The sequence below is a fragment of the Bacillus sp. JJ1127 genome, from assembly GCF_036965845.1.
GTDB lineage: Bacteria > Bacillota > Bacilli > Bacillales > Bacillaceae_G > Bacillus_A.
This window is the reverse complement of sequence record NZ_JBALQK010000148.1, coordinates 483-10,130: the sequence shown is the minus strand read 5'-3', so window position 1 is coordinate 10,130 and position 9,648 is coordinate 483. Positions and strand designations below refer to the sequence as shown.

The 9,648-nt window shown below is 38.0% G+C and carries 9 protein-coding genes; 8 read left to right on the top strand and 1 reads right to left on the bottom strand.

Going from position 1 to position 9,648, the window contains the following annotated elements; genetic code table 11:
* Positions 1 to 136: 136 nt before the first annotated feature.
* Positions 137 to 754, bottom strand: a complete 618-nt coding sequence (locus V7183_RS15330; RefSeq protein WP_097899737.1) for a TetR/AcrR family transcriptional regulator — start codon at positions 752 to 754, stop codon at positions 137 to 139.
* A gap of 162 nt (positions 755 to 916) precedes the next feature.
* Between V7183_RS15330 and kynU the strand changes: the two genes are divergently transcribed.
* The 8 genes from kynU (at position 917) to V7183_RS15290 (ending at position 9,615) form a co-directional block, all read left to right on the top strand.
* Positions 917 to 2,203 carry a kynureninase gene (kynU, locus tag V7183_RS15325; protein ID WP_335360080.1) on the top strand — a complete coding sequence of 429 codons (1,287 nt, stop codon included), beginning with the start codon at positions 917 to 919 and terminating at the stop codon, positions 2,201 to 2,203.
* A gap of 3 nt (positions 2,204 to 2,206) precedes the next feature.
* Positions 2,207 to 2,836, top strand: coding sequence for an arylformamidase (gene kynB / locus V7183_RS15320; RefSeq protein WP_335360079.1), 630 nt, complete (start codon positions 2,207 to 2,209; stop codon positions 2,834 to 2,836).
* Between the two features lie 38 nt (positions 2,837 to 2,874).
* Entirely contained in the window at positions 2,875 to 3,714 is an 840-nt protein-coding gene (gene kynA, locus V7183_RS15315) for a tryptophan 2,3-dioxygenase (protein ID WP_097899734.1), read from the top strand.
* A 139-nt stretch (positions 3,715 to 3,853) separates the two neighbouring features.
* Positions 3,854 to 4,081, top strand: a complete 228-nt coding sequence (locus V7183_RS15310; RefSeq protein ID WP_335360078.1) for a hypothetical protein — start codon at positions 3,854 to 3,856, stop codon at positions 4,079 to 4,081.
* A gap of 515 nt (positions 4,082 to 4,596) precedes the next feature.
* Positions 4,597 to 5,238 (top strand): TetR/AcrR family transcriptional regulator, encoded by a 642-nt coding sequence (locus tag V7183_RS15305; protein WP_335360077.1) that lies wholly within the window; start codon positions 4,597 to 4,599, stop codon positions 5,236 to 5,238.
* 1 nt (position 5,239) lies between these two features.
* Positions 5,240 to 6,550, top strand: coding sequence for an MFS transporter (locus V7183_RS15300; RefSeq protein ID WP_335360076.1), 1,311 nt, complete (start codon positions 5,240 to 5,242; stop codon positions 6,548 to 6,550).
* A complete protein-coding gene (locus tag V7183_RS15295; protein WP_335360075.1) occupies positions 6,535 to 8,853 on the top strand; it encodes an ABC transporter permease in 2,319 nt (772 codons plus the stop codon). Before V7183_RS15300 ends, V7183_RS15295 begins: the two co-directional genes overlap by 16 nt.
* A gap of 3 nt (positions 8,854 to 8,856) precedes the next feature.
* Positions 8,857 to 9,615: an ABC transporter ATP-binding protein gene (locus V7183_RS15290; RefSeq protein ID WP_335360074.1), complete on the top strand. Its 759-nt coding sequence runs from the start codon at positions 8,857 to 8,859 to the stop codon at positions 9,613 to 9,615.
* The last annotated feature ends 33 nt before the right edge of the window (positions 9,616 to 9,648 follow it).

Genomic DNA, 9,648 nt, shown 5'->3' with positions numbered 1-9,648 from the left:
GTGAAGTTGTTGAAGGAAAGTTAGAATCAATAGATAGGGAATTTCTCAAACTTCAATACTTTAAAATAAGCGAAATACCATAGTTAACTTTGTCATATCCTGAAAAATATTTTATGATTATAATTAAGTTTGAAAATTAAGATTTTTTATATAGTCCTGAGGTGTACATCTCTGTTAGTGTAAATACAACTTCCTCTAAATCTACTTTCTTCTCATTTCGAACGATTTCCCATAGAAACATTTCATTCGTATAAAACCAACCACGTGCCACAATTGCTTTATTTAACTCACTTCGTGCCAATCTATTATTTTGTGAATAAGTGATATCCTGCATAATTCGACTAATAAAACGTTCACGGATTTCGTTCCATTTATGACAAACTGTATTTGATGCTCCAATAGCCTCTTCGACGATTTGTAATATATTTCTTTCTTCTTCGGCTAATTGTAAGAATGCCCGCACTTGATTTTGAATCATAGTATGTGCTTCTATTTTTGTTTTAGGAAAAAAGGAACGTTCAGCAATTGTGTAAAAACGATTCATCACATCTTCCATGAGGACAATTAGAATATCATCTTTATTTTTAAAATATACGTATGCAGTACCATAGCCAGTTTCAGCATCTTTAATAATTTGAGAGATTGTTGTTTTTTGAAACCCGTGTTCTAAAAAAACTCTACGACCTGATTTTAATAATTTCTTTCTTGTTTCTATTGATCGTTGTTGTCTTGTTGAAAGAAGATTCTTTTCCAAAAAATATCACCTCTTTATACTGAAATATCTGAAAATATAATTTTATTCTAATTGAATCGAATGTAAAAAGTCAACTGACATAATATCATTGACGTCATGTCAATTATAATGTTATATTTCAATTAGTTAGAATAAAAAGAAAATTAATAGAAGGTGAAAAAAATGTATCAAGAGCCATTTGAACCATCTTACGAGTATGCAATTGAATGTGATAAGCACGATGAACTTGCTGAATTTCAAAAAGAATTTTATAAGAAAGCAGATACAATATATTTAGACGGGAATTCATTAGGATTGCTTTCTAAAAGAGCAGAGAAATCTTTACTTACGATGTTACATTCATGGAAAGAGTATGGAATTGATGGGTGGACAGAAGGGGAATATCCCTGGTTCTTTTTGTCAGAACAATTAGGTGAATTAACTGCACCGCTTATAGGTGCTTTACCTGAAGAAGTAATTGTAACCGGTTCCACGACAACGAATATTCATCAAGTAATTGCGACGTTTTATGAACCAAAGGGAATGCGTACAAAGATTCTTGCGGATGAGTTAACATTTCCATCAGATATTTATGCCTTGCAAAGTCAAATTCGTTTAAAAGGGTTAGATCCAGATGAACATCTTGTACAAGTAAAGAGTCAAGATGGTAGGACGCTTCAAGAAGAAGATATTATTGATGCAATGACTGATGATATTGCGTTAATTTTATTGCCTGCTGTGTTATATCGGAGCGGACAAATTTTAGATATGAAGCGATTAACTGCTGAAGCACACAAACGCGGTATTCATATTGGCTTTGATTTATGTCATTCTATTGGTTCAATCCCGCATGATTTTAAGAGTTGGGATGTTGATTTCGCAGTATGGTGTAATTATAAATATTTAAATGCAGGACCTGGTGGTGTTGCTGGATTATATGTGAACCAAAAACATTTCGACCGTCTTCCTGGACTTTCTGGTTGGTTTAGTTCTCGAAAAGATAAACAATTTGACATGGAACATACATTAACAGCAGCTGAACATGCTGGGGCATATCAAATTGGGACGCCTCATGTGTTAAGTACAGCGCCATTAATTGGTTCATTAGAGATTTTTAAAGAAGCAGGTATTAACAAACTGCGTAAAAAGTCATTACATATTACCCGCTATATGTTAGATTTAATCAGCCATGAATTGAAGGGTATGGGATTTACAATTGGAAATCCATTAGAAGATGAAAAGCGCGGGGGACATATTTATTTGGAGCATCCGGAAGCAGCACGTATATGCAAAGCATTAAAAGCAAATGGAGTTATTCCTGATTTTCGTGCACCAAATGGGGTTCGTCTTGCACCAGTTGCTTTATATAACACGTATGAAGAAGTGTGGAAGTCTGTGCGAATTTTGAAAAAGATCATGAAAGATGAAGAATATAAACAGTTTGAAAATAAGCGAGAGGTTGTGGCATAAACGATGAAAGAATCGGACTGGATTGATATTTCACAGCCATTAAATAATAAGATAGCGACATGGCCAGGAGATACGCCGTTTTCGTACGAAGTATCGTGGTCAAAAGAGCAAAGCGGCTCTGTTAATGTTGGGAAATTAACGATGAGCATTCATACAGGGACGCACATTGATGCGCCATTTCATTTTGATAATGAAGGGAAAAAAGTACTAGATTTAGATGTGAATGTGTATGTTGGCCCAGCACGTATCATTGATGTTTCAGGCATGGATAGTATTGGGATGATAGAATTAGAAAAATTTGATTTAGAAGGTGTAGAGCGATTATTACTGCGTACTTCTTCACATGGAAATGTACAGGAGTTTCCGGTGACAATACCATATTTACGTGCTGATATTGCACCGTTTCTTTCAGAAAAGGGCATTCGATTAATTGGGGTAGATGTACCTTCTGTGGATCCGTTAGATGATAAAGAACTAGCAGCGCATCATCAATTATTTCAACATGGTATTCATATTTTAGAGAATGTAGTATTAGATCATGTACAAGATGGAGATTATGAACTGATTGCCTTGCCGCTCGCATTGATGGATGCGGATGGGAGTCCAGTTCGTGCTGTAATAAGACCGCTATAAGAATAGGCACATGATGCATAGAAGGGGTGTTCATTTTTATGAAAGAAAATGAAAAAGTAATCATGGAAAAGGGAATTCATACAGATTTCAGAGAGAATATGACATACGGGGAATATTTACAATTAGATAGTTTACTAGGAAGTCAAAAAAGACTTTCCGATCATCATGATGAAATGTTGTTTATTGTAATTCATCAAGCCAGTGAACTTTGGATGAAACTAATTTTACATGAGCTTAGCGCAGCGATTGAATCTATTCAAAATGATAAATTAGCACCCGCTTTTAAAATGCTGGCGCGCGTTTCAAAAATTCAATCGCAAATTATTCAGTCTTGGGATATTCTTGCAACGCTAACGCCATCTGAATACATCGAATTTCGTGATTCGCTTGGTCAAGCATCAGGATTTCAATCGTATCAATATCGGATGATTGAATATGCGCTTGGTTATAAAACACCTCACGCATTAAAAATTTATGAAAAAGATCCAGAATTACACGCTCGTTTACATAAAGCACTTCATTCGCCAAGCCTTTACGATGTTGCAATTCAGGCGCTTGTAAAAGAAGGATTCCCAATTCACAAAGATGTACTAAATCGTGATATTACACAGCCGTATGAAGAAGATGCGACAGTTGAAGCAGCGTGGTTAGAAGTGTATGCTGATGTAAAAAAATATTGGGACTTATATCAACTGGCGGAGAAGTTAATTGATATAGAAGATTGGTTACAACAGTGGCGATTCCGTCACATGAAAACCGTAGAACGCATTATTGGTCATAAAATGGGAACAGGTGGATCATCGGGTGTTTCTTATTTAAAACGCGTGTTGGATCAACGCTTTTTCCCAGAGCTTTGGAATGTTCGGACGAAGTTATAAAGAAGTATTTTGATAAACTTTATGCACACCACTTAATGAAAAGTGATGTGCTTTTTTCTTTGTAGTTATGTAAAATTAATATTAAGAAAAGATAAGGAGTATAGTCCAAAGATTGGATAAAAAGATTAGGAGGGGTTTTGTGACTCGTTGTACGAATTGTAAAACAAGATGGAAAGCAAAGGATGTAGGGTCTCTTTATTTCCAAAACGATGGTAAAGATTGTCCGTATTGTTATCAAAGGCAATACTTATCATCAGAAACCTTTCGTTTTTCAAGTGATATTTTAGCTCTTCTCTTTCTATTCCTTGTCCCATTCTTCGTTGAATTAAGCGATACGAACCCTTTACTAGACTTTAGAAAGAAATAAAAATTGTTGATCGTTCAAAAAAATAACTAATAAATCATTTGCTTTTTGCCAAAACGGATTAAGTGAAAAGAACTTAAAGTCAATTATTGAACATGATCTTTAATATTCGAACTGGATACTTTACTTTAAGAAAATGTGGCTTTGAAATAAAGTTTGATAAAAAATAATCTCTTCAGGTATTATATCTATAAGAAAGTATTTTTATTTTTCAGAAAAATACAAAGCTATGAATATTGCCTAAATATAATCCAATTTTACTTGAATCAATAGTTTATTTTACTAATATTTTAGGGTTTTCTAATTTAATTAAACAATCACCTAATAAATTAGTTTCTATGATTTAATGCCAGATTAAAGCCTTCTTGAAGGAGTAAACTTTGGTGCGCTGCAAATTACTGAACATCTTAATTTTTTTAACTATACTTTAACGTGCGCTCTTGACTACCAAAAAATACCATGCTAATATAACAGTATAAAATAGACAGGCAGTCGGTCTGTTGAGAGGGGTTGTAAAAATGAGAGTAATAAAAAAAGCCGAGGAGCGCAGGAACGAAATACTTGACGCGGCTGATGAGCTATTCGGTCGGAAGGGCTTTGATGGCACAAGTACAAACGATATTCTCGAAAAGGTCGGGATTGCGCGGGGAACGCTGTATCATCACTTCAAGTCGAAGGAGGATATTATGGACGCACTAATTGAACGGTATACTGTCCGAATTTTAGGAGCTGCGAAGGGAATTGCCGCAGACAAGAGCATTACCGTTAATGAGCGTATTATCCGCGTTGTAATGGCACTTAACATTAGTGACGGAAACGGAAAGGAAATTATTGAGCACATTCACAAGCCACAGAATGCGCTGATGCATCAGAAAATACAAAAGGTTATCATAAATGGCGTTCCACAGGTACTGACGGGAATAATCCGCGAGGGCATTGAGCAAGGATTGTTCAATACACCATATCCGTATGAATGCATGGAAATGGTTGTGGCTTATACAAATACTGTTTTTGATGGTGATATGGTGAATTTGACGAACGAAGAGCTTGCTTCACGTATACAGGCGTTTGTTTTCAACGTAGAAAGGCTACTCGGTGTCGAAAGCGGAAGTCTTATGTACATGATGAAGATGTTCGACAATGGAAATGGAGGTAGATGAAATGGAAACGGCAATGAATAATCCAGGTGGGTCATTCGGAAAATTCCTACTTTTGTGGTCGGGACAATTTATTTCAGCGATAGGAAGTGGACTTACTTCGTTCGGGCTTACAATTTATGTTTTTGAGCAAACAGGAAGAGCATCGTTAATGGCACTGGTAACCTTACTTGCGTTTATGCCGTCACTTCTTTTAAGTCCTGTGGCAGGAGTACTTGCGGATCGTTATGACCGTAGGCTTCTCATGATACTGGGGGACAGTCTGTCTATGATAGGACTTATATTCATTTTGATTTGTATGCTTGGCGGTGAAGCGCAGATATGGCAGATTTGTGTGGGAGTTACAATAAGTTCGATTTTTTCATCGATGCTTGATCCGGCATATAAGGCTACGGTTACGGATTTGCTAACCGAAGAGGAATATACAAAGGCAAGTGGTTTTGTTCAGGTTGCGGGTTCAGCAAAATATCTAATTTCTCCTATAATTGCAGGCTTTTTGCTCACCGTTGTGGATATAAAGTTGCTACTTGTAATTGATATCTGTACATTTTTTGTAACGGTTGCTTCAACTCTTGCTGTACGTAAAGGTCTTATTTCAAAAAAAAATGAACAAGAAAATTCGTTTACCAGGGAACTTAAAGAAGGCTGGGATGCCATTTCTAAAAAAAGGGGTGTTCTTGTTCTTGTGATGATGTCTTCGGTGTTGACTTTCTTTCTCGGTTTCATAGAAACGCTTTCCGTGCCGATGATACTTGCTTTTTCGGACAGTGTAGTAGTAGGAACGCTTGAAACAATTGTGGCTACTGGAATGCTTGTATCAAGTGTGATTATAGGTATTCTTCCGATAAAAAAGGGTTTTATGAAAATCCTTTCTATTTCGCTGTTTTGTGCAGGAATGTTTATGGCGGTATTCGGACTTCGCGAAAATATCGTACTTCTCTGTATATCGGGATTTCTTTTTTTCGCAATGATGCCATTTGCAAACACAACCCTAGATTTTCTTGTTCGTACCAACATTGATAATTCCGTTCAGGGTAGGGCATGGTCAGTTATAGGATTAATCTCACAGCTTGGATTTATTGCTGCTTATACTCTTTCGGGTGTGCTTGCGGATTATGTGTTCACTCCTTTGTTAGTTGACGGCGGACTGCTTGCTAGTAGTATGGGGAAAATCATTGGCACGGGCAGTGGCAGAGGAATGGGATTACTCATTATTATCGCGGGGATTTTGTTGTGTGTTACTTCGGTATTTCTGTATAACTTGAAATCAGTTAAAAAGCTTGAAAATAGAGGTGACGTATGCATTACAGAATAATCCGTAATGACATTTCAAAAAGCAAACTGATAACATTAACAACAATGATATTTGTCGCTGCCGCGGCTATGCTTGTTTCTCTCTCGGCGATACTTGTCGTAAATCTTTCGGGTGCGATAGATACACTCATGAAGCAGGCGAAAACTCCGCATTTTATGCAGATGCATTCGGGTGATATTGATACTGTACGGCTTACGGATTTCGCGGAGCAGAATAGCAATGTCGATGAATTTCAGGTGCTTGAATTTCTCAATGTTGACGGTTCGCAGATTGTAATTGACGGAAACTCGCTTGCGGACAATGTTCAGGACAACGGCTTCAGCACACAGAGCGAAAAATTTGATTATCTCCTTGATCTTGATGGAAACGTAATAAATGTATCCGATGGGGAGATTTATGTTCCGGTAGGTTATATGAAGGATGGCACTGCAAAAGTCGGTGACAAGGTTGTGATAGACGGAAAGAAATTTACCGTTGCGGGATTTCTCCGCGATTCACAGATGAATTCGCTGCTTGCCTCGTCAAAGAGGTTTCTTGTGAGCGAAAATGATTATGCGGCAATAAAGGGTTTCGGAAGCACGGAATATCTAATTGAGTTCAGATTAAAGGACTTGTCTGAAATTGGCGCATTCGAAACTGCTTACACCTCCGCAGGACTTGAAGCAAACGGACCGACAATTACATATCCACTTTTCAAAATGCTTAATGCCATTTCCGATGGGCTGATGATTGCGGTCATACTTCTTGTAAGTGCGCTTGTCGTTGCAATCGCATTTATGTGCATACGCTTTACTCTCCTTGCAAAAATCGAAGACGACTACCGAGAAATAGGTGTTATGAAAGCAATAGGGCTACGTGTTTCCGACATAAAAAAGATTTATCTTGCGAAATACGCGGTGATTGCGGCAGCTGGTTGTACTCTCGGGTTTGCACTTTCATTTGTGTTCAGAGGCATGCTCCTTGAAAATATACGGCTTTATATGGGGGAAAGTGAAAATTCTTCTTTCGCTTTATTTTTCGGAATAATCGGTATATTAATCGTGTTCCTTGCAATTATTGCCTATGTAAGCAAGATGCTGAAACGCTTTCGAAAAATATCAGCCGCGGAAGCAATACGCTTTGGCATTTCACAGGAAAAATCCGCAGGCGCAAAACATTTTTGCCTGAGCGGAAACAGGCTGCTTAACACGAATGTTTTTCTGGGCGTAAAAGATGTTCTTGCAAGAAAAAGTCTTTACGCCACAATGCTTGCAGTACTTGTGATTTCGACATTTATCATTATCGTTCCACAGAACCTGTACAACACGATTTCCTCAAAAAGCTTCATCACATATATGGGGATAGGAAGTAGTGATATGCGCATTGACATTCAGCAGACTGACAATATTTCTAAAAAAGCAGCGGAAATTGTAAAGACGCTGGAGCACGACAAATCTATATCTAAATATGCTGTGTTTACGACCAAAACATTTAAATCAAAGACGGAGTACGGATCGGAGGAAGGAATAAAAATTGAACTTGGCGACCATTCGATATTCCCGGTAGAATATTCCGAAGGCAGAGCACCCGCCGCAGAAGACGAAATTGCGCTTTCAGTTATTAATACTGATGAGCTGGGCAAAAAGGTCGGTGATGTCATTACGCTGGTGGTTCAGGGGAAAGAGAAAAATCTCACGGTATGCGGAATTTATGCCGACATTACTAACGGCGGCAAAACCGCAAAGGCTATTTTCTCTGACAATTCGGCGGATATTATGTGGTGCGTTATTTACACGGAGCTTTCGGATAAATCTCTTGTCGGAGGAAAGACTTCGGAATATGCGGATAGGTTCAATTTTGCAAAGATTTCGGGCATTGATGAATATATTACACAGACATTCGGTTCGACAATAAGCTCCATCGAAAAAGCCTCCTATGCTGCAATTGTCGTTGCGCTGATTATAACGGTATTGGTTACACTTTTGTTTATGAAAATGCTTGTCGCAAAGGACAGATACTCAATTGCCGTAATGAAATCGTTAGGTTTTACAAACTCGGATATTACAATACAGTATGTTTTGCGTTCGGTATTTGTTCTGATTGTAGGAATTGTTCTTGGAACGCTTCTAGCAAACACTCTCGGAGAGGTACTTGCGAGCGCGGTTATTTCATCGTTTGGAGCGTCGTCGTTTAAGTTTGTTGTTAATCCACTTTCTGCGTATCTATTATGTCCATTGATGATGATATGCTCAGTACTTATCGCAACAATTATCGCCACATCGAGCGCGGGACAAATAAAAATATCTGAAAATATGAAGGAGTAGATTATGAAGAAGATTATTATCGGTGAAAATATAGTGAAATCTTTCAGAGCAGGTAATGAAAAGCATAATGTTCTCGATGGCGTGTCCGTTGAAATAAACGAGGGAGAGTTCGTTTCGGTTATGGGGCCTTCGGGCTCAGGAAAATCGACACTGATGTATGCACTGAGTGGAATGGACGGCATTGACGGCGGAAAGGTTTCTTTTGACGGCGAGGATCTATCAGCACTTAGTGAAAAGGAGCTTGCCGACATATGCAGAACAAAAATGGGTTTTGTTTTTCAGCAGCCGACTTTACTTAAAAACTTGAATATTCTTGATAATATCATTCTTCCTTCAATGCGGGATAATAGAAAAAGCGCTGCGAAGATTACCGAAAAAGCAAGAGCGCTTATGAAAAAGGTTGGTATTGCGGAACTGGAAAAGCGTGATATTACACAAGTTTCGGGAGGACAGCTTCAGCGTGCGGGAATATGCCGCGCACTTATTAGCAATCCTAAAATTATCTTCGGTGACGAGCCGACTGGTGCGCTTAACTCAAAATCCGCACAGGAAATTATGGACATAATTTCCGAAATTAACACAGAAGGTACTACGGTTATGCTTGTAACTCACGACGCAAAGATTGCAGCTAGGACTGAGCGTATTATGTTTATGTGTGACGGGAAAATCGTGAGCGAAATGCGGTTTAAGAAATTCAGTGGCACAGATATTGATGACAGGATGAAAAAAGTCACGGCAAAAATGCGGGAAATAGGAATATAATATATTGTAAATTAATTACCGAATCTACAACTA

What these genes read in the sequence shown, in the direction of transcription:
- kynU (WP_335360080.1), top strand. Translation starts at nt 917, where the DNA reads ATGTATCAAGAGCCATTTGAACCATCTTACGAGTATGCAATTGAATGT.
- kynB (WP_335360079.1), top strand. Translation starts at nt 2,207, where the DNA reads ATGAAAGAATCGGACTGGATTGATATTTCACAGCCATTAAATAATAAG.
- kynA (WP_097899734.1), top strand. Translation starts at nt 2,875, where the DNA reads ATGAAAGAAAATGAAAAAGTAATCATGGAAAAGGGAATTCATACAGAT.
- V7183_RS15305 (WP_335360077.1), top strand. Translation starts at nt 4,597, where the DNA reads ATGAGAGTAATAAAAAAAGCCGAGGAGCGCAGGAACGAAATACTTGAC.
- V7183_RS15300 (WP_335360076.1), top strand. Translation starts at nt 5,240, where the DNA reads ATGGAAACGGCAATGAATAATCCAGGTGGGTCATTCGGAAAATTCCTA.
- V7183_RS15295 (WP_335360075.1), top strand. Translation starts at nt 6,535, where the DNA reads ATGCATTACAGAATAATCCGTAATGACATTTCAAAAAGCAAACTGATA.
- V7183_RS15290 (WP_335360074.1), top strand. Translation starts at nt 8,857, where the DNA reads ATGAAGAAGATTATTATCGGTGAAAATATAGTGAAATCTTTCAGAGCA.